Genomic DNA, 19238 nt, shown 5'->3' on the forward strand with positions numbered 1-19238 from the left:
TGCGGTGAAAGGCAATGTTCATGCCAACTACTATCGCTTGGGTGTCGGACGGCGAGCAGGCCAAACCACGACGGCGCCGGGGTCGGCGCCGCGGCCGACGCGCGGCAGGTCCCCCGGAGAGCGGCTCGGAACAGCCCGCCGGCCACCGCCAGCAGACTCCCAGCACCGCGTCCACCGACAAACCCGGCCAAGCCCCCAAGCCCCAGAAGACCCGCACCCGCCGCCCGCAGGAACGTCTGCGCACCGTGCACGAGACGTCGGCCGGCGGGTTGGTCATCGACGGACTCGACGGTCCGAAGGACAGCCAGGTGGCCGCCCTCATCGGGCGCATCGACCGCCGCGGCCGCATGCTGTGGTCGCTGCCAAAGGGCCATATCGAAATGGGCGAGACGGCCGAACAGACCGCGATCCGCGAGGTGGCCGAGGAGACCGGCATCCAAGGCAGCGTCCTCGCCGCGCTCGGCAGCATCGACTACTGGTTTGTCACCGAGGGCAGACGGGTCCACAAGACGGTGCACCACTATCTGATGCGCTTCCTCGGGGGTGAGCTCTCCGACGAGGACGTCGAAGTCACCGAGGTGGCCTGGGTACCGCTGCGTGAACTTCCGTCGCGGCTGGCCTACGCCGACGAACGCAAGCTCGCCGAGGTCGCCGACGAACTCATCGACAAACTGCACACCGACGGGCCCGACGCGCTGCCACCGTTACCGCGCACGGCACCGCGGCGGCGCGGCCAGACGCATTCGCACACGCGCCAACGCAGGCCCGACCCCACCGCGCAGCCACAGCCCGGCAGGCGGACGAACGGCTGCGGTCAAGGACCGTGACGGAGCCCGGGCGCTCCGGGCGCCTGCTCGCCGTCATCGTCGCGCTCCTGTTTGCCGTGGCACCGGTCGCCGCTCCCCCACCCGCCGGCGCTCAACCCGCATCCATCCCGTTCCTGCGCGTCCAGATCGACAGCATCACCCCTGACGTCATCACCACGACCAGCAACCAGATGGTCACCGTGACCGGCTCGATCAGCAACATCGGTGACCGCGCTGTGCGCGACGTCGTCGTCCGCCTCGAACGCGGCCCGGCCGTGACATCGTCGAGCGCGCTGCGCACCGATCTCGCGGGCAACGTCGACCAGTACCAGCCCGTCGCCGACTTCATCACCGCCGCACCGGAGCTTGCTCGCGGACAACAAGTTCCGTTCCGCCTCGCCTATCCGCTGCGAACAGCCGACGGGGCGTCGATGCGCATCGACAGCCCTGGCGTCTACCCTCTGATGGTCAACGTCAACGGCACACCCGACTACGGCTCGGCGGCGCGCCTCGACGACTCGCGTTTCCTGCTGCCGGTGCTCGGGGTCCCTCCGCTGGAGAGCCCCGACGGCGGGGACACCGACAGTGAGGCGCTGGATTCGGCCGTACCTCCTGACACCACCCGCCCCGTCGGGCTGACCATGTTCTGGCCGCTGGCCGACCGGCCCCGGCTGGCCGCAGGCGCCCCGGGCGGTACGACTCCAGTGCGGCTCATCGACGACGAGCTGGCGACGTCGTTGGGTACGGGCGGGCGGCTCGACACGATGCTGACCGCCGTCGATTTCGCCACCAGCCCCGAGGTCGATCCCGGCGGCGCCGTCACCCGATCGCTGTGTCTGGCCGTCGACCCCGACCTGTTGGTGACGGTCAACGCGATGACCAACGGTTACGTCGTCAACGACGCCGCCGACGCCGGCCCCGGCACCCCGACCCACCCCGGCGTCGGGCAGCAGGCCGCGGTCGACTGGCTCAACCGGCTCAAAGCGCTGGCGCAGCGGATGTGTGTGGCACCAACCACCTACGCACAGGCCGACCTCGACGCCCTCAACCGCGTCGCCGACCCCGGCCTGTCCGCGACCGCCACCAACGGTGCGGGCGGCATCGTCGACCAGATCCTCGGCATCACGTCGACCAAAGGTGTGAGCCTCGTCGGCGACGGACCGCTGACCGCCTCGGCGGTGCAACTGCTCTCCGGGCAGGGCCCCACCGTCGCGATCGGGGCGGCAAATCTCGTCGGCCCCGAAGAGACCTCCGACGGCACCGCCGCGACCGCCGACACCGCGCCGGTGCGATACACCCCCAACGTCGTCGCGGCACCGTTCGATCCCGCCGTCGGCGCCGCCCTGGCCGGCATGGGCCCCGCCCCGGAGTCGCCCTCCTACGTCGACCCATCCCTCGACATCTCCGTCAAGCAGGACTCGGCGGCGGCTCGGCGCCAGGACGGACTCGCCTCCCTGCTGTGGCGCAGCCTGCACCCCGAGACCACCCCGCGGACCCAGGTGCTGATGCCGCCGCTGATGTGGAATCTGACGCCGGAGGACGCGCAGTCCGTCCTGACCGCGCTCGCCACCAGCATCCGGTCCGGCCTCGCGATGCCGCGCCCGCTGCCCGTGCTGATCAACGAGGCCAACACCGCGGCGATGAACGCCCCGTTGCCCACCGGCCCACTCGGCAACCCGCGGGGCCGGTTCGACGCAGGCGTGGTGACGGGCATCGCCGCGGCGACGGGACGTCTGTGGGGCCTGACCTCGGCACTGACGACCGACGAGCGCACCGGCCTCACCGGATACCAGTACACGGCCCCGCTGCGTGAGGATCTCCTTCGCGCACTGAGCCTTTCGGTGCCACCGGATGCGCGCAACGGGCTCGCACAGCAGCGGCTCACGACGGTGGGCCGAACCGTGGAGGACCTCTTCAATGCCGTGACGATCGTCAACCCCGGCGGCTCCTACACGTTGGCGACCGAGCGCAGTCCGTTGCCGTTGGCACTGCGCAACGACCTTCCGGTGCCGATCCGCGTCCGACTCGACATCGACGCGCCCCCCGGCATGACGGTGACCGACATGGGCGAGATCGTGCTGCCGCCGGGCTTCCTGCCGCTCAAGGTGCCGATCGAGGTGCACTTCACCCAGCGCGTCGCCGTGGACGTAGCCCTTCGCACCGCCGACGGTGTGCCGCTCGGCGAACCCGCCCGGTTGTCGGTGCACTCCAACGCATACGGCAAGGTGCTGTTCTTCATCACGCTGACCGGCGGCGGGATCCTGGCGCTGCTCGTCGGCCGGCGGCTGTGGCACCGGTTCCGCGGCCAACCCGACCGCGCGGACCTCGACCGTCCCGACCCGATCGAGGTGGCGCTCTCCTACGGCCATGACGAAGCCTTCCCCGATCGGCGCGCCGAGCGCCGCGCCCGAACAGCATCCGGCGGCGACGATGCGTGACGCTCCTCCCCCCATGCCGCCGCCACGCCCGGCGGCACCCCGGCCCGAGATGTCCGACGCCGCAGTGGTGTCCCGTTCCTGGGGCATGGCGCTGGCCACCCTCGTCAGCCGGCTCACCGGGTTCGCACGCATCGTGCTGCTTGCGGCGATCCTCGGTGCCGCGCTGTCGAGCGCGTTCACGGTGGCCAACCAGCTGCCGAACATGATCGCCGCGCTGGTCTTGGAAGCGACGTTCACGGCGATCTTCGTGCCGGTGCTGGCGCGCGCCGAGCGCGACGATCCCGACGGCGGAACCGCTTTCATCCGAAGGCTTTTGACGCTCGCCACCGCACTGCTGCTCACCGTCACCCTGATCTCGACGGTGGCGGCCCCGCTGCTGGTCGACCTCATGCTGGGGTCAGATCCGCTCGTCGACCGGTCCCTGACCACCGCGTTCGCCTACCTACTGCTACCGCAGATCATCTTCTACGGCCTCAACGCGGTGTTCATGGCAATTCTGAACACCCGCAACGTGTTCGGGCCACCCGCCTGGGCCCCCGTCGTCAACAACATCGTCGCGATCGCCACGCTCGGGCTGTACGTCGTTGTCCCCGGCGAACTTTCACTCAACCCCGTCGAGATGGGCGATGCCAAGCTCCTCGTCCTCGGCATCGGCACCACCCTCGGCGTCGTCGCGCAGGCCAGCGTGCTGTTCGTCGCGATCCGGCGCGAGCGGGTCAGCCTCCGACCGTTGTGGGGCATCGACGCCCGGCTGAAGAAGTTCGGGATGATGGCCGTGGCGATGGTCCTCTACGTCCTCATCAGCCAGGTCGGCTTCATCGTCGGCAACCAGGTCGCCAGCGCCGCCGCGGCATCCGGGCCCGCGATCTACAACTACACGTGGCTGATCCTGCAGCTGCCGTTCGGGATCGTCGGCGTCACCGTCCTGACCGTCGTCATGCCGAGGCTGTCCCGCAACGCCGCCGCCGAGAACGGCCCCGCCGTGCTCGCCGACCTGTCCCTGGCCACCCGGCTGACCATGGTGACGCTCATCCCGATCGTCGCGATGATGACGGTCGGCGGCCCCGCGATCGGCAGCGCGTTGTTCTCTTACGGAAACTTCGGCGCGGTCGACGCCGGCTATCTCGGCGTGGCCATCACGCTGTCGTCGTTCACGCTGATCCCGTACGCGTTGGTGCTGCTGCAACTGCGCGTGTTCTACGCGCGCGAAGAGCCGTGGACGCCGATCCTGCTGATCGTCGTCATCACCATCGTCAAGGTCGCCGCGTCATTGGCCGCCCCGCACGTCACCGACAACCCCGACCTGGTCGCCGGCTACCTCGGCCTTGCCAACGGCCTGGGTTTCCTCGCCGGCGCCACGGTCGGCTACCTGCTGCTCCGTGCCCGGCTGGACCCACCTGGCGGACGGCTCCTCGACAACGACGTGATCCGGACGATCCTCGTCACCATCACGGCGTCCTTGGCGGCCGGCCTCATCGCGCACGTGGTCGACCAGCTTCTCGGTCTGGAGAACCTCACCAACCACTGGGGTGCCGGCGGTTCGCTGCTGCGGCTGGTCGCCCTCGGCCTGGTGATGGTGCCGATCATCGTCGGCATCATGCTGGCCGCGAAGGTCCCCGACGCCCGATCGGCGGTGGCCGCGGTGCAACGCCGCCTCGGACGGCGCCCGCAGCCGGTCACCCCGCCCGTCCGGGACATGTCGCCGCGTCCCCTCACGTACGCTGATCGAAGTGATCGGCCCCCGCCAAGCCGAGGTCAGCTTCCCAGATCGGTGCCGCGGGGACCACGGGCCGAAGTTGCCGACGACGGGAGGCGGAGAGGATCTGCGGTGAGCGACAAACCCACCGGCGATTCTTCGCCCGACCCCGATTCCACTGCGACGACGCGCTTCGTCCGGCCGGGTGCATCTGATTCCGAATCGACAGTGCATCCCGACGATTTCCAGCCCGACGTGCCTGACATCCCGGAGACTGTCTCCGACGACTCGGCGACCACCGCAATTCCCACGGCAAACCCCGCCGTCCGCCCTCCGTCCGACTACGGCGGTGACCCCACCCGCGAAGCGCTGGCGTTCGACCCGCCCCGCGAGCCGGCCATCGAGACAGCGACAGCGGCCGACGAGGTCCACCTCATCCCCGGCGCCACCGTCAGCGGGCGATACCGCCTTCTCGTCGCCCACGGCGGTCCGGAGCATCTGCAGTTCTGGCAGGCCCTCGATACGGCGCTCGACCGGCCGGTGGCACTGACCTTCGTCGACCCGGACGGAACGATGTCCGACTCCGCGGTCCAGGAGATCCTGGATCGCACCCAGCGGCTCAGCCGCATCGACATGCCCGGCGTCGCCCGCGTGCTCGACGTCGTGAAGTCCGGCACCGGCGGTCTGGTGGTCTCCGAATGGATCCGGGGAGGCTCGCTCGCCGAGGTCGCCGAGACCAACCCGTCGCCGATCGGCGGCGCCCGGGCCATCCAGTCGCTGGCCGCCGCGGCCGAGGTGGCCCACCGCAACGGTGTGGCGCTGTCCATCGACCATCCGAGCCGCATCAGGGTGAGCATCGACGGCGACGTCGCCCTCGCCTTTCCCGCGACGCTTTCCAGCGCGTCGCCCGACGATGACATCCGCGGCATCGGCGCCGCGCTGTACGCCCTGCTGGTCGACAAGTGGCCGCTGCCCGAAGCCGGAGACCCCAGCGGGCTCGCACAAGCCGATCTCGACGCCGCCGGCCAGCCGGTGGAACCCCGCTCGGTCGATCGCGACATCCCGTTCCAGATCTCGGCGGCCGCGGCGCGTGCCGTCCAGGAGGGCGGCGGGATCCGCAGCGCACCGACACTGCTGAACCTCTTGCAACAGGCGACGGCGATCGCCGATCGGACCGACCACATCGCTCCGGTCAGCGAGCCGGCCCCCGAAACACGCGGCGCCGGCACTGATTCCGGGTTCGACCAGGATGCCGACCCGGACGCCGATGCGCGCCGGCGCAAGGGCGTCGTCATCGGCCTGACGGTCGCCGGGGCGATCGTCATCGTCGCGGTCGTGTTGCTCGCCACGGTGCTGAGCCGGATTTTCGGGGACGTCGGCAACGGTCTCGGCGGCGACGAACTCGGCCTCAACGCCCCATCGTCGACGGAGGCCGAGAGCCCGAGTGGGACCGGCTCTGCGATCAAACCCGTTCGCGCAACGGTCTTCTCGCCCGAGGGTGAGGCCGACGCGCCCGAGCTCGCGCCGCTGGCGATCGACGGGAACCCCACGACTGTGTGGCCCATCGACACCTACACCGACCCGGTGCCGTTCCCCAACTTCAAGAACGGCGTCGGGCTGATGCTGCAGCTGTCCGAGCCGGCCACCATCGGCTCCGTCACGATCAACCTCAACAGCACCGGGACGTCAGTTCAGATCCGCTCGTCGGATTCCGCGACGCCGTCCTCGCTCGACGCCACCACCGCGCTGACCGAGCCCACGCCGCTCAAACCGGGCTCCAACACCATCGAGGTCGAGGACGCCGAGGCGACATCGAACGTTCTGGTGTGGGTGACGACCCTCGGAAAGGTGGGCGGCGAAAGCCGCAGCGATATCGCCGAGGTCACGCTCAACGCGAAGTCGTGACGGCACTCCTCAAGGCACCGTGAAACTGGTGTCCTGACCCTCCCCGGCGCCCGATTAGTGTTCGGCTGTGGGGATATTCGGGGGCGAGCCGGAGCAGTCGGGACGGCTGCGCACCGACGCCGAGCTGTTGGCCGCTCACGTCGACGGAGACCGTTACGCCTTCGAAGAACTGTTCTACCGCCACCACCGCCAGCTCTACCGCCTCGCGCACCTGACCAGCCGTGATCCTGACGACGCGGCCGATGCTCTGCAAGACGCGATGTTCGCGGCGCACCGCAGAGCCCACTCGTTCCGCCACGATTCCGCCGTCAGCAGCTGGCTGTACCGCATCGTCGTGAATGCGTGCCTGGATCGTCTGCGCCGCAACAGAACCCGAGCCTGGGACACCCTCGAGGACGACGCGTGCGGCGCGGTCGATCCGACGGGCCGGCTGGAGACGGCCATCGTCATCGAACGTGCGCTGCTGCGCCTGCCCGTCGAGCAGCGCGCTGCGATCGTCGCGGTCGACATGCAAGGGTTCTCGGTCGCCGAGACCGCGCACATGCTCGGCGTCGCCGAGGGGACCGTCAAATCCCGATGCTCGCGCGCCAGAGCTAAACTGGCGCAATCCCTCAACTGCCTGGCGGCGGGAGCCGGCGCCGACTGACCTGTCAGATAGCCTCGAGCGATGACTGACGGCGCGGGGCCCGTCGACGATCCCGACATCGACGACCGCGTCCGCCGCGAACTGGCGCACCTGGACGCCGACTCCGCACCCGAGGCTCCCGCCGACGTCGTCGCCCGCATCGGCGCCGCGCTGCGCGACGCACCCCACCCCTCGACGGCACACGCGCTTCCTCGCCCTACACTGACCCGTCCTCAACGGATCGGTCTCATCGCCGGGATCGCCGCCATCGGCACCGCCGCGGTGGTCAGCGTCCTGACCCTCACCCGCGATCCCGCGCCCACCTTCCCCGCCGAGGCGACCGCGTCGCAGATCACCGTGGAGCGGCCCGGCTTCCCGGTATCCGACGACGAGCTACGCGCCGCAGTCGGCGCCCCGACCGACCTCGGCCCGCTGACCGATCCGCAGCGCCGCGCGTCGTGCCTGGCCGGCCTCGGGTACGCCCCGACCCTCGAACCCCTCGGTGGGCGGCAGCTCGAGGTGTCCGGACGACCGGGCGTCCTGCTGTTGCTCCCCGGCGAAACACCGGATCAGATCGATGCGGTGGCGGTCGAACCGGGGTGCAGCGCCGTCCACGCCGGACGGCTCGCCGAAACCGTCATCGACCGCTGACAGGGGCACTGGACGCGCCGGGTGCGCCTTAGGGAACACCCACGCCTACCCTGTTGTTCAGTAATTGCAGTTGTTTACTCAGCTGCGGTTCTGGAGAACTCTTGCCCTAGGCAGAAAGGTTCGCATGACCTCCTCAGAGACCGTCCACGACGTCATTATCATCGGGTCCGGCCCGGCCGGATACACCGCGGCCGTGTACGCGGCCCGCGCCCAGCTCAAGCCGCTGGTCTTCGAGGGCTCGCAGTTCGGCGGTGCACTGATGACCACCACAGAGGTCGAGAACTACCCCGGGTTCCGCAACGGCATCACCGGTCCCGAGCTGATGGACGAGATGCGCGAACAGGCGCTGCGCTTCGGTGCCGACCTGCGCATGGAAGACGTCGACGAGGTCGACCTGGCCGGCCCGGTGAAATCGGTCACCGTCGGCGACGAGACCTACCGCGCCCGCTCGGTCGTCCTGGCGATGGGCGCCGCGGCGCGTCATCTCGGCGTGCCCGGCGAAGACGATCTGCTCGGTATGGGCGTCAGCACCTGCGCCACCTGTGATGGCTTCTTCTTCCGCGACCAGGACATCGCCGTCGTCGGCGGTGGCGACTCCGCGATGGAGGAGGCCACCTTCCTGACCCGCTTCGCTCGCAGTGTGACGCTGATCCACCGCCGCGAGGAGTTCCGCGCGTCGAAGATCATGCTTGAGCGTGCGCAGCAGAACGAAAAGATCACCATCCTCACCAATACCCAGGTGACCGGCATCGAAGGTGACCCCAAGGTCACCGGAATCAAGTTGCGCGACAGCGTGACTGGTGAAGAGTCCACCTTGGCGGTCACGGGCGTGTTCGTTGCGATCGGCCACGATCCTCGCTCCGAGCTGGTGCGCGGTCAGGTCGACCTGGACGACGAAGGCTATGTGAAGGTCCAGGGCCGCACCACGTACACCTCACTCGAAGGTGTCTTCGCCGCAGGCGATCTCGTCGATCACACCTACCGGCAGGCCATCACCGCCGCCGGAAGTGGTTGTGCTGCATCGATCGACGCCGAGCGCTGGCTCGCCGAACACGCTGAGCCCGGTGAAAGAACCTCTACAACAACAGAAGACACTGATCTGATTGGAGCGCAGCAATGAGTGAATCCAGCACGGTGACCGTCACCGACGACTCGTTCTCCGACGATGTCCTCACCAGCGGCACCCCCGTGCTGGTGGATTTCTGGGCGACGTGGTGCGGACCGTGCAAGATGGTCGCGCCCGTCCTGGAGGAGATCGCGTCCGAGAAGGCCGGCGCGCTGACCGTCGCCAAGATCGACGTCGACGAGAACCCGGCCACCGCACGTGACTTCCAGGTGGTGTCCATCCCGACGATGATCGTCTTCAAAGACGGTCAGCCCGTGAAGCGCATCGTCGGTGCCAAGGGCAAAGCAGCGCTGCTGCGCGAGCTCGCCGACATCATCTGAGGACCCCCTCGCGCCGCGAAACGTGGCATGAACAGCTGCCTGGGGTTTTTCCGAATCCCCTGACGGTCTGAGACAATGCTGCCTATGTCGAGTCTGCGTCGCGGTGACCGCGGTGGTGCGGTCGCCGAGATCAGGGCCGCACTCGCCGCGCTCGGGATGCTCGCCGGCTCAGACGACGACCTGACCACCGGTAAGCACTTCGCCGCGGACATGTTCGACGATGACCTCGATCATGCGGTCCGAGCATTCCAGCAGCACCGTGGGCTTCTGGTGGACGGCGTAGTCGGCGAGGCGACCTACCGCGCGCTCAAAGAGGCGTCCTACCGGCTGGGTGCGCGCACATTGAACCACCAGTTCGGGGCACCGATGTACGGTGACGACGTCGCCACTCTCCAGGCCCGACTGCAGGATCTCGGCTTCTACACCGGTCTGGTCGACGGGCACTTCGGGCTACAGACGCATAACGCGCTGTCGTCCTATCAACGTGAGTACGGCCTCTACCCCGACGGTATCTGTGGTCCAGAAACGTTGCGCTCCTTGTACTTCCTCGGATCACGGGTCACCGGCGGCTCGCCGCACGCCATCCGCGAAGAGGAACTCGTCCGCAGCTCCGGACCGCGGCTGTCCGGTAAGCGCATCATCGTCGATCCGGGCCGCGGAGGTTCCGACCACGGGCTGATCATGAACGGCCCCGCCGGCCCGATCAGCGAAGCGGACATCCTGTGGGACTTGGCGAGTCGGCTCGAAGGCCGGATGACGGCCATCGGGATCGAGACCTTTGTGTCCCGGCCGGTCAATGCCGCACCCACCGACGCCGAACGCGCTGCGACGGCCAACACCGTCGGCGCTGACATGATGATCAGCCTCCGCTGCGCCACGCACATCAGCCCGGCGGCCAGCGGCGTCGCATCCTTCCACTTCGGGAACTCCCACGGCTCGGTGTCCACGATCGGACGCAATCTCGCCGACTTCATCCAGCGGGAAGTGGTGGCGCGTACCGGATTACGCGACTGCCGGGTGCACGGGCGGACCTGGGACCTGCTTCGCCTGACCCGGATGCCCACCGTCCAGGTCGACGTCGGATACATCACCAACCCGAACGATCGTGACACCCTGGTCTCGCCCGAGTCCCGTGACGCACTCGCCGAAGGCATCCTTGCCGCGGTGAAACGGCTGTACCTGCTCGGTAAGAACGACCGTCCCACAGGCACTTTCACGTTCGCCGAGCTGCTCGCTCACGAGCTCGCCGTGGAGCAGGCCCGCCGAGGCTAGTCGCACTAGTCACACCGCTAGGCGCAGGGACTCGCGCCTGCCCCCACCGGCTGCTGAAGCTGCGCACTCTGCAACAGTCGTTCCAGCGCTGCCTCGACGCCGGCCTTCCACCCAAGTCCCTGCTCGAGCTCAAGCCGTAACCGCGGAAAGTACGCGTGGTGAGACACGGTGACGAATCCCGCATCGATCAGGAGATCGGCATCGAGCACGCACTGCTCAACCGAGCAGTCCCCCAGTGCCTCGACGACCGGCCGAATGTCCGGCGGCACCGACTCCAGTCCGGACAGCTCGCCCACCTGCGGGGTGCGGCCGAACGCCTCGAGCGCGCGAACACCTCGGCGGACCAGATCTCCGACGACCGCGGCGATGAGCGTGCGCGACATGTCCTCGCTGTTGTCGCCTGCCTCGATTCCGAGTGTTGTCAGCAAGACGGCGTCGGCGCTGACGGGCCCTGTCGGAAAACGGGTCGCTCGCGGCACGGATCGCGGTGGCGCATAGAACGCGTACCCGAGGCACGGTTCGTCTCCGGTTTCCGGGGCCGGGGCTTCATCGAGTCCGGTCGTCGGACAGTCGACGGCAAGTTGCCCGCAGGACCCCCATTCGAGCATGACCATCGACAGCCACGCTTCCTTCTCGAACTCGGGATCGGACAGCTGCTCTGCTCCGCCGACGATCGCCGGATCAACTTCCCAGTACACGCAGCGACGCGCATGCTTCGGCAACTGCTCGAACGCCTCGAGCCGAAGGGGCGTGATACGTGCGGCCACTAATCTCCCCGGTCTTCTCGCCGCGCTTTGACAGGCGGCTGCCCCTCAAGGATAGAAGGCCGGCGCCACCCGAGCCCGATCGCGACGTCCACCCGGAGGTTTTGTCCGCTATTCGACCAATTCACCTGGGGCGCACCGTGTTTGCGCAGCGAAACCGATGCTGACATCGGCCGCACCGCTACAGTGTCACAGTGACGTAATTCCCCGGTGTGACCGGTCATGGCTTGGACGCGTTCATCATCTCCACAATTCGCTGAAGATCGTCGACCGAGCCGAACTCGACGACGATTTTGCCTTTCCGCTTGCCGAGGCTGACGGTCACCCGGGTGTCGAAAGCCGTCGACAGCTGCTCGGCCACGTCTTGGAGGCCAGGCATCTGAATCGGCTTGCGGCGGGGTGCCGTCGGCGTCGTGCCGCCGTTGCGGTTGGCGAGTGTGACCGCTTCTTCGGTGGCGCGGACCGACAGGCCTTCCGCCACGATGCGGGCGGCCAACTCCTCTTGCGCTTCCGCGCCGCCCTCGAGGGAGAGCAGCGCCCGCGCATGTCCGGCGGACAGCACCCCGGCGGCCACTCGCCGCTGGACGGCGATCGGAAGACGCAGCAGGCGGATCATATTGGTGATCAGTGGGCGGGACCGTCCGATGCGCGACGCCAGTTCATCGTGGGTGACGTCGAATTCCTCGAGCAGCTGCTGATACGCCGCAGCTTCTTCCAGAGGATTGAGCTGCGCGCGGTGGATGTTCTCCAGCAGCGCGTCGCGCAGCATGCTGTCGTCGGAGGTCTCTCGCACGATGGCGGGAATGGTCGCAACGCCGGCCTGCTGGGCGGCCCTCCATCGCCGCTCCCCCATCACGAGCTGGTACCGAGGTGAGCTGCCTGCAGCATCCGGAGTCGTGCGGACCACGATCGGCTGCATGAGGCCGAATTCACGGATCGAGTGCACGAGCTCGGAAAGAGCTTCCTCGTCGAAGACCTGTCGGGGCTGTCGCGGGTTCGGGTCGATCTGCGAGGGCGCAATCTCGCGGTACACCGCTCCGGCCGGATTCGGCTCGGCCGGTGGTGCCGCGGCCGGCGGACCACCGAGAAGAACGTCTGCGGCCGCCCCGCCCATCTTCGGTCCGAGGGTCGCCGGTTCATTTGCTTCGGCCGGACCCGTCGGGATCAGCGATGCCAGTCCCCTGCCGAGACCACTGCGCTTACCAGCCTGCTTGTTCATCGAGCCTGTCCTCCTTCAACTGGCGCCTGCCCGCCTCGCAGAGCCAATTCTCGGCTTGCGTCCAAATAGCTCATCGCTCCCCGCGACCCCGGGTCGTAGTCGATGATCGTCATTCCGTAGCCGGGGGCCTCGGAGACTTTGACGCTTCGCGGAATCACGGTCCGCAGAACCTTGTCCCCGAAGTGTTCGCGCACATCCATGGCGACCTGATCGGCCAGTCTGGTCCGGCCGTCGTACATCGTCAGAACGACGGTCGTGACGTCCAGCATCGGATTCAGGTGCGCCTTCACCATCTCGATGTTGCGCAGCAACTGTCCCACTCCTTCGAGTGCGTAGTACTCGCACTGGATGGGGATCAACACTTCCGGTGCTGCGACGAGCGCGTTGATGGTGAGCAAGCCCAGTGACGGCGGGCAATCGATGAAGACGTAGTCGAAGTCGTAGTGCTTGAGTTCCGCAAGGGCCGTCCGCAGCCGGCCCTCTCGGGCCACCATGCTGACCAACTCGATCTCGGCGCCGGCAAGGTCGATCGTCGCCGGGATGCAGTAGAGGCGCTCGTTGTGCGGACTGCGCTGCAGCGCCTCTTCGACGGAGATCTCGCCGATCAACACTTCGTACGACGAAGCGGTCCCGGGGCGATGCTCGATGCCCAGCGCGGTGCTCGCATTGCCCTGAGGATCGAGATCGATGACGAGAACCTTCAGCCCCTGCAGCGCCAGCGCCGCTGCGATGTTGACGGCGGTTGTCGTCTTCCCCACCCCGCCCTTCTGATTCGCGATCGTGAACACCCGCTGCTTCGGGGGTCGCGGCAGTTGTCCTTGGACCGCCGCCTGCATCAGCCGCACCGCACGCGCAGCCTCAGCGCCGATCGGGGTGTCGGCGTCCTGCGCGTTCTGGGCGTTCCACGTTTCACGTGAAACATCGGGCGCCGGGACCGTGCCCGCTGCTTCGTTCACCTCAGCGTCGTTGGCGCCAGACATCACCGATGCTTCCTTTCGGTCCGCGACTGCTTTGCCGACGCCGTTCCCAGAAACCCTACGACCACCGTCGCGGGCGGATCCACGATTTGACCGCCACATCTCTCCACCTTCACCTCTGACACCCCCAGAGCCGCCATCGACTTCCGATGCTCCCGCACCTCGTCGTCCGCGCGCTCGCCCTTGATGGCCAACATGCGGCCGCCGGGTCGCAGCAGAGGTGTGCTCCATTTCGTCAGTTTGTCCAACGACGCGACGGCGCGAGATACCACGACATCCGCTGCCCCCACCTCCTCGCGAACGCTCCGGTCCTCGGCGCGCCCACGAACGACTTCACAGTCGATACCGAGATCGTCGATCGCCTCGCGCAGAAAGTCGCTGCGCCGTAGAAGCGGTTCGATGAGAGAAACGTGTACGTCGGGTCGGGCCAGTGCCAACGGTATCCCGGGCAGGCCGGCTCCACTACCTATGTCGGCGATCCGCTCACCGGACTCCAGGAGCTCGCCGACCACAGCGCAATTGAGAATGTGCCGGTCCCAGATTCGATCGACTTCGCGGGGACCGAGCAAGCCGCGTTCGACGCCGGCGCCCGCGAGAATCGCCGCGTAACGTTGCGCGGCATCGATCGCTGGGCCAAAGAATTCAACAGAATGTGGGGGCGGTGGTGGTACCTCCGCATGTTTCACGTGAAACATCCTCCGACTACTTCTCGTCGCATCGCGGCGAAACCACCCACCGACTCCCTTGGCTTCGACAGAGAACTACATGGATGTAAGTCTCAGTCGACGAGAACGACGACACGGCGCGACGGCTCCACGCCCTCGCTCTCACTGTGAACGCCGTCAATGCCCGCCACCGCATCGTGCACGATCTTGCGCTCGAACGGCGTCATCGGAGAAAGCTCCTCACGCTCACCGCTCTGAAGCACCCGCTGCGCCACCTTCTCGCCAAGGGCCGCCAACTCGTCGCGGCGGCGTCGACGCCACTGCGCGATATCCAGCATCAGCCGGCTGCGCTCCCCCGTCTTCTGGTGGACGGCGAGCCGGGTCAGTTCCTGCAATGCGTCGAGCACCTCGCCCTTACGGCCGACGAGCTTCGTGAGATCTCCACCGCCGTCGATGCTGACGATCGCACGGTCGCCTTCGACGTCCAGATCGATGTCGCCGTCGAAGTCCAACAGATCGAGCAACTCTTCGAGATAGTCGCCGGCGATCTCTCCCTCGGCGACGAGCTTCTCCTCGAGGTCCTCCGTCCCGCTACTCGTACCGTTCTCGGTCACCTCAGCGTCCGGCGACAGCACGTCGGTGGCCGCAGCCCCCGCACCGTTGGTCTCGTGTTCCACATCCGTCATTGCTTGCACCTCTCTCTTGGTCGCGGTCGCCCGCGCGTCAACGCTTCCGTTTTTTGGGCCGCGCGCCAGGTCTCGGCGTGCGGCTGGCCGCCCCGTTCTGCGCAGCGGACTTGTTCGGGCTCTGAGTGGACGGCTTCCCGCCCACCGCGGTGTCGTCGTCGGCGTCCTCGACGCCACCCGACGGTTCGGTGATCTCCTTGGCCGATCCCGCCGGTGTAGACGATCCTGACTCGGTGGTGGCCTTCTTCTTCTTGGGCTTCGCCCCAGGCGCCGGCGCATTCTGCGAGCGACGCTCGATCGCCTCAAGCTTCTTGAGCTCTTCTTCCTTCTCGATCTTGCCGAACACATAGTGCTGCTGACCGAAGGTCCAGATGTTGTTCGCAAACCAGTACAGGATGATCGCCAGCGGAAGGAACGGACCGCCGACGACGACGCCCAGCGGGAAGACGTACAGCGCAAGCTTGTTCATCATCGCGGTCTGGGGGTTGGCCGCGGCCTCCGGACTCTGGCGGGCCACCGACGCGCGGCTGTTGAAGTACGTTGCCACGCCGGCGCAGATCATGATCGGAACACCGACGGCGATGACGGCCGGGCGGTGGAACTCGGTGAAGGCGTCCAGACCGTGCTGCTGGATCATCGTCGCGCCCAGCGGCGCACCGAAGAGATTCGCGTCGAGGAAGTGCTGAACGTCGGTCGCGCTGAAGAAGTAGTTCGGCAGCAGCCGGTTCTCTTCGACCGATAACCCCAGCCGGCCGATGCCAGTCTGGGTGCGGTTGAACGACATGAGCACGTGGTACAGCCCGAGGAAGACCGGCACCTGCGCGAGCATGGGCAGGCAGCCGAGGATGGGGTTGAACCCGTGTTCCTTCTGAAGCTTCTGCATCTCCAGCGCCATGCGCTGACGGTCCTTGCCGTACTTCTTCTGCAGAGCCTTGATCTGGGGCTGCAGTTCCTGCATCTGCCGCGTGGTGCGGATCTGCCGGACGAAGGGCTTGTACAGGATCGCGCGCAGCGTGAACACCAGGAACATCACCGACAGCGCCCAGGCGAAGAAGTTGGTCGGCCCCAAGAGGAAGGCGAACGCCTTGTACCAGACCCACATGATCGCCGACACCGGGTAATAGATGATGTCGAGGCTGAACCAATTAAACGACACTCGTCTGACTCTTCCCTTGCTCTACCGGGGTACCCGGGTGGTCGTCGGTGTCACAGGCACCAGTTGCGTCACTGTGACTTTCGCGGTCGGGGATCGGATCCCACCCTCCGTTATGCCATGGCCCGCACTTGAGCAGACGAACCAGGGCAAGCCAGCTGCCCCGAAAGAATCCGTACTCACTCAGGGCTTCGACGGCGTATTGACTGCACGTCGGGCTGAACCGGCAGGTCGGCAGGCGCAGCGGAGAGATCGTGTGGCGGTAGAGCTCAATCATGTACACCGCAGAGCGCACCGCCCACGACCGGGAACTCATGACGGTGTTCCGCTCCGGCGCCGAATGCGATCCAACCCCGCACGCAGTTCTTGCTCCAACCGCGGCGAGACCGCGTCGCGGCTCCGCGGCAGAGCGCGGATCACCACGCGGTCTGCCGGATCGAGATCATCGAGAATCGCTCGCGCAGCATGACGAAGCCGACGCGATACCGCATGCCGCTGCACGGCGTTACCCACTGCCTTCGAAACAATCAGCCCGATTCGAGGTCCGGGCTCGCCGCTGTCATCAGAGCGCAGCGTGTAGAGGACGAGATCGGGCTGAGCCGCCCGCTTCCCTCGACTGACTGTGGCACCGAACTCGGCCGAGCGCGTCATCCGGTGTTGCGCCGGAAGCACCGCGTCAGACCTGACCGCGTCACGCAGTCAGTGAACGACGGCCCTTAGCGCGCCGGGCGGTGACGATCGCACGCCCGGCGCGGGTGCGCATCCGCAACCGGAAGCCGTGCACCTTGGCGCGGCGACGGTTGTTGGGCTGGAAGGTCCGCTTGCCCTTGGCCACGGCAATCTCTCCTTGTTAAGTCAGGCCCCCGCGCCGACACTCCCATGACATCCATGGCAGCCCGACACGGTCGGCCGTTGTTAAGCTCGATCGGTCTCGCATAGCTAGCCGGCGCGGTCCCCGGCAGGGGCCGGTCGCAGCCGTATCGCCACGTGCGGGCGACTGTTCGAGGGTACTGACGAGAATTGGCTGGGTCAAACCGCCTCCCAGGCGTTATACCGCAGGCAGGAGCACCCCGCCGGCCCGTCAGAAACATCACACACACCACAGCCGTCACGCTCGTCTGGAACGATTGTGCCAAGCCGGATTCCGGCTACCCGCAATGTTGCAGAACTGTTGGCACCCGGAGAGAAAACTGTTAGCTTCTGGCAATGCCGATTCCACGCCGGATCGGCGAAAGACAACGAAGCGAGGACGCCCACACTCCGTCGCGAGCCCACTGACTGAATGGTGATGAGCTCCGGCAACGCGGTGTCCCCGCCGGTAGACAACCAAACGGCGACGAGCGTCCTTTTTCCACAACCTGTGGATAACTTTGTGGACAGTTCGTCCTCGTTCTTTTGGCCGTCCCTGAAGGGACCGCGAGGGGGTAAGTGTCGTTGACAACTGACCCCGATCCGCCTTTTGTCGCGATCTGGAACAACGTCGTCACCGAACTCAACGGCGCGGGAGGTCCGGGGAACGGCGCACTGACGCCACAGCAGCGCGCGTGGCTCAAGCTCGTCCGCCCCCTGGTCATCACCGAAGGCTTCGCGCTGCTGTCGGTGCCAACCCCGTTCGTCCAGAACGAGATCGAACGCCATTTGCGCGAGCCGATAGTCGCCGCGCTGAGCCGTCAGCTCGGACAACGCGTCGAACTCGGAGTACGCATCGCTGATCCCGTCTCCGAGAACGGCGACGAACCCAGCACACCCGTCACTCCCCCGGCACCGCTTCAGGAATCCGACGACGACGATGTCGACGACGACCTCGCGGCTCGGGCGAGTGCGGAGGAGAGTTGGCCGTCGTATTTCAACCGAGCCAAAAATGCCGCCGACGACGACAACGTCTCGGTCACGCTGAATCGTCGCTATACGTTCGACACCTTCGTGATCGGGGCGTCGAACCGGTTCGCCCACGCCGCCACACTCGCGATCGCCGAAGCTCCGGCCCGCGCCTACAACCCGCTGTTCATCTGGGGTGAGTCCGGCCTCGGCAAGACGCACCTGCTGCACGCCGCCGGCAACTATGCGCAACGCCTGTTCCCCGGTATGAGGGTGAAGTACGTCTCCACCGAGGAGTTCACGAACGACTTCATCAACTCACTGCGCGACGATCGTCGCGCGTCCTTCAAGCGCACGTATCGCGATATCGACGTGCTGCTCGTCGATGACATTCAGTTCATCGAAGGCAAGGACGGCATCCAGGAAGAGTTCTTCCACACGTTCAACACGCTGCACAACGCGAACAAGCAGATCGTCATTTCCTCTGATCGGCCGCCGAAACAGCTGGCCACGCTCGAGGACCGACTGCGCACCCGGTTCGAGTGGGGGCTGATCACCGATGTCCAGCCGCCTGAGCTCGAAACGCGAATTGCGATCCTGCGCAAGAAAGCTCAGATGGACCGGCTCGATGTCCCCGACGACGTCCTCGAGCTCATCGCCAGCAGGATCGAACGCAACATCCGCGAACTCGAGGGTGCGCTGATCCGTGTCACGGCCTTCGCGTCGTTGAACAAGACCTCGATCGACAAATCGCTGGCCGAAATCGTGCTGCGTGACCTGATCTCCGACGCCACCACCATGCAGATCAGCACCGCGGCGATCATGGCGGCCACAGCCGAATACTTCGAGACCAGCATCGAGGAACTTCGCGGCCCCGGTAAGACCCGCGCTCTCGCCCAGTCCCGCCAGATCGCGATGTATCTCTGCCGTGAACTCACCGACCTCTCCCTACCGAAGATCGGCCAGGCATTCGGTCGGGATCACACCACCGTCATGTACGCCGAGAAGAAGATCCGTGCCGAAATGGCCGAGCGGCGTGAAGTTTTCGATCACGTCAAAGAGCTCACCACTCGTATTCGCCAGCGCGCCAAGCGCTGACAGATCGCCAGCTTCTTCC

18 protein-coding genes are annotated in these 19238 nt (G+C 66.8%); 9 read left to right on the top strand and 9 right to left on the bottom strand.

What is annotated here, in order from left to right; translation table 11 throughout:
• Window positions 1-41: 41 nt before the first annotated feature.
• From P9A17_RS22110 to P9A17_RS22145, 8 genes are all read left to right on the top strand, one after another.
• Window positions 42-827, top strand: a complete 786-nt coding sequence (locus P9A17_RS22110) for an NUDIX hydrolase (RefSeq protein ID WP_278040882.1) — start codon at window positions 42-44, stop codon at window positions 825-827.
• Window positions 824-3244, top strand: coding sequence for a DUF6049 family protein (locus P9A17_RS22115; protein ID WP_278040883.1), 2421 nt, complete (start codon window positions 824-826; stop codon window positions 3242-3244). The genes P9A17_RS22110 and P9A17_RS22115 overlap by 4 nt, the downstream gene beginning before the upstream one ends.
• Window positions 3237-6845 (top strand): murein biosynthesis integral membrane protein MurJ, encoded by a 3609-nt coding sequence (murJ, locus tag P9A17_RS22120; protein WP_278041055.1) that lies wholly within the window; start codon window positions 3237-3239, stop codon window positions 6843-6845. Before P9A17_RS22115 ends, murJ begins: the two co-directional genes overlap by 8 nt.
• Window positions 6846-6912: 67 nt before the next feature.
• Window positions 6913-7491, top strand: a complete 579-nt coding sequence (sigM, locus tag P9A17_RS22125; RefSeq protein WP_278040884.1) for an RNA polymerase sigma factor SigM — start codon at window positions 6913-6915, stop codon at window positions 7489-7491.
• Window positions 7492-7512: 21 nt separating this feature from the next.
• Window positions 7513-8121 carry a hypothetical protein gene (locus tag P9A17_RS22130; RefSeq protein WP_278040885.1) on the top strand — a complete coding sequence of 203 codons (609 nt, stop codon included), beginning with the start codon at window positions 7513-7515 and terminating at the stop codon, window positions 8119-8121.
• A gap of 124 nt (window positions 8122-8245) precedes the next feature.
• Window positions 8246-9241, top strand: coding sequence for a thioredoxin-disulfide reductase (trxB, locus tag P9A17_RS22135; RefSeq protein WP_278040886.1), 996 nt, complete (start codon window positions 8246-8248; stop codon window positions 9239-9241).
• Window positions 9238-9567: a thioredoxin gene (gene trxA, locus P9A17_RS22140; RefSeq protein ID WP_278040887.1), complete on the top strand. Its 330-nt coding sequence runs from the start codon at window positions 9238-9240 to the stop codon at window positions 9565-9567. The genes trxB and trxA overlap by 4 nt, the downstream gene beginning before the upstream one ends.
• Before the next feature lie 84 nt (window positions 9568-9651).
• The gene (locus tag P9A17_RS22145; protein WP_278040888.1) at window positions 9652-10839 is read left to right on the top strand and encodes an N-acetylmuramoyl-L-alanine amidase; all 1188 of its coding nucleotides are present in this window, start codon (window positions 9652-9654) and stop codon (window positions 10837-10839) included.
• A gap of 17 nt (window positions 10840-10856) precedes the next feature.
• On the opposite strand, the gene P9A17_RS22150 is transcribed toward P9A17_RS22145, so the two are convergent.
• The 9 genes from P9A17_RS22150 to rpmH all read right to left on the bottom strand — a co-directional run bounded on the left by P9A17_RS22150 (window position 10857) and on the right by rpmH (window position 17138).
• Window positions 10857-11606: an acetyltransferase gene (locus tag P9A17_RS22150; RefSeq protein WP_278040889.1), complete on the bottom strand. Its 750-nt coding sequence runs from the start codon at window positions 11604-11606 to the stop codon at window positions 10857-10859.
• 217 nt (window positions 11607-11823) lie between these two features.
• On the bottom strand, window positions 11824-12822 hold the full coding sequence (locus tag P9A17_RS22155; protein ID WP_278040890.1) for a ParB/RepB/Spo0J family partition protein: 999 nt from the start codon (window positions 12820-12822) through the stop codon (window positions 11824-11826).
• Window positions 12819-13802: a ParA family protein gene (locus P9A17_RS22160; RefSeq protein ID WP_278040891.1), complete on the bottom strand. Its 984-nt coding sequence runs from the start codon at window positions 13800-13802 to the stop codon at window positions 12819-12821. Before P9A17_RS22160 ends, P9A17_RS22155 begins: the two co-directional genes overlap by 4 nt.
• Window positions 13802-14485: a 16S rRNA (guanine(527)-N(7))-methyltransferase RsmG gene (gene rsmG / locus P9A17_RS22165; protein ID WP_278040892.1), complete on the bottom strand. Its 684-nt coding sequence runs from the start codon at window positions 14483-14485 to the stop codon at window positions 13802-13804. Before rsmG ends, P9A17_RS22160 begins: the two co-directional genes overlap by 1 nt.
• Before the next feature lie 92 nt (window positions 14486-14577).
• Window positions 14578-15150 (bottom strand): R3H domain-containing nucleic acid-binding protein, encoded by a 573-nt coding sequence (locus P9A17_RS22170; protein ID WP_278040893.1) that lies wholly within the window; start codon window positions 15148-15150, stop codon window positions 14578-14580.
• A 37-nt stretch (window positions 15151-15187) separates the two neighbouring features.
• Window positions 15188-16252, bottom strand: a complete 1065-nt coding sequence (gene yidC / locus P9A17_RS22175) for a membrane protein insertase YidC (protein ID WP_278041056.1) — start codon at window positions 16250-16252, stop codon at window positions 15188-15190.
• 43 nt (window positions 16253-16295) lie between these two features.
• Complete coding sequence (yidD, locus tag P9A17_RS22180) at window positions 16296-16619, bottom strand: membrane protein insertion efficiency factor YidD (protein WP_278040894.1); 324 nt, start codon at window positions 16617-16619, stop codon at window positions 16296-16298.
• Window positions 16616-16975, bottom strand: a complete 360-nt coding sequence (rnpA, locus tag P9A17_RS22185; RefSeq protein WP_278040895.1) for a ribonuclease P protein component — start codon at window positions 16973-16975, stop codon at window positions 16616-16618. The genes yidD and rnpA overlap by 4 nt, the downstream gene beginning before the upstream one ends.
• A gap of 19 nt (window positions 16976-16994) precedes the next feature.
• On the bottom strand, window positions 16995-17138 hold the full coding sequence (gene rpmH / locus P9A17_RS22190; protein ID WP_003930923.1) for a 50S ribosomal protein L34: 144 nt from the start codon (window positions 17136-17138) through the stop codon (window positions 16995-16997).
• Between the two features lie 599 nt (window positions 17139-17737).
• On the opposite strand from rpmH, the gene dnaA reads away from it, so the two are divergent.
• Entirely contained in the window at window positions 17738-19219 is a 1482-nt protein-coding gene (dnaA, locus tag P9A17_RS22195; RefSeq protein ID WP_278041057.1) for a chromosomal replication initiator protein DnaA, read from the top strand.
• Window positions 19220-19238: the final 19 nt, after the last annotated feature.

This window comes from Mycobacterium sp. 236(2023) (assembly GCF_029623955.1).
Taxonomy (GTDB): Bacteria; Actinomycetota; Actinomycetes; order Mycobacteriales; family Mycobacteriaceae; genus Mycobacterium.

Bases quoted from the DNA above. Each gene is read 5' to 3' on its own strand.
- murJ (WP_278041055.1), top strand. From the start codon at position 3,237: ATGCGTGACGCTCCTCCCCCCATGCCGCCGCCACGCCCGGCGGCACCC.
- yidC (WP_278041056.1), bottom strand. From the start codon at position 16,252: ATGTGGGTCTGGTACAAGGCGTTCGCCTTCCTCTTGGGGCCGACCAAC.
- P9A17_RS22160 (WP_278040891.1), bottom strand. From the start codon at position 13,802: ATGTCTGGCGCCAACGACGCTGAGGTGAACGAAGCAGCGGGCACGGTC.
- P9A17_RS22130 (WP_278040885.1), top strand. From the start codon at position 7,513: ATGACTGACGGCGCGGGGCCCGTCGACGATCCCGACATCGACGACCGC.
- trxB (WP_278040886.1), top strand. From the start codon at position 8,246: ATGACCTCCTCAGAGACCGTCCACGACGTCATTATCATCGGGTCCGGC.
- P9A17_RS22155 (WP_278040890.1), bottom strand. From the start codon at position 12,822: ATGAACAAGCAGGCTGGTAAGCGCAGTGGTCTCGGCAGGGGACTGGCA.
- trxA (WP_278040887.1), top strand. From the start codon at position 9,238: ATGAGTGAATCCAGCACGGTGACCGTCACCGACGACTCGTTCTCCGAC.
- P9A17_RS22170 (WP_278040893.1), bottom strand. From the start codon at position 15,150: ATGACGGATGTGGAACACGAGACCAACGGTGCGGGGGCTGCGGCCACC.
- yidD (WP_278040894.1), bottom strand. From the start codon at position 16,619: ATGAGTTCCCGGTCGTGGGCGGTGCGCTCTGCGGTGTACATGATTGAG.
- P9A17_RS22145 (WP_278040888.1), top strand. From the start codon at position 9,652: ATGTCGAGTCTGCGTCGCGGTGACCGCGGTGGTGCGGTCGCCGAGATC.